The following is a 466-nucleotide window of genomic DNA, read 5'->3' on the forward strand; positions in this document are numbered from 1 at the left end:
TTGATGATTTTGTCGGAAAGAAACGCCTGTCTAAATTGGCGCAAATGATGACGCCGGATCTATCACTTCCAAGCGCAGGAGAGGTCGCGGAAAAAGTGGTGGACGGTGCGAAAGAGTCTGTAAAAGAAACAACAAAGAATACAAGGGAAGCACAAAAGGAAGCGGATAAAAAAGCCGGTGAAATTATGTTTGAAAAACCCGCAAAAAATGAAAAAGACCCAAAAAAGAAAGAAACGTTAGAACGTCTTTCTGAACAAAGTAAGAAACGCGCTGAAACGAACGCGTATAAAGATAAGGGTTGGCTCGGATATAGTTGGGAGGACTTATTCGAGGATACATGGGGAACCGTGAAAGGGTGGTTTGAATGAAAGAATTTACGGAGTCAATGCCGTTTGTCATTTTCTTTATGTCCGTAACTGTCCTCTTACAATCCTTTACGAATGAACGTGTAACAAATGGATTTTTG

At 41.2% G+C, this 466-nt stretch carries 1 protein-coding gene; it reads left to right on the top strand.

All coding sequences use genetic code 11. The features are described from left to right. Positions 1 to 368, top strand: a 368-nt coding sequence (locus tag MR107_RS30380) for a cytoplasmic protein (RefSeq protein ID WP_242293180.1), incomplete at its 5' end; no start/stop codon positions are given. Positions 369 to 466 lie beyond the last annotated feature (98 nt).

The organism is Bacillus cereus group sp. BfR-BA-01441 (genome assembly GCF_022663075.1).
Classification (GTDB): Bacteria; Bacillota; Bacilli; order Bacillales; family Bacillaceae_G; genus Bacillus_A; species Bacillus_A cereus.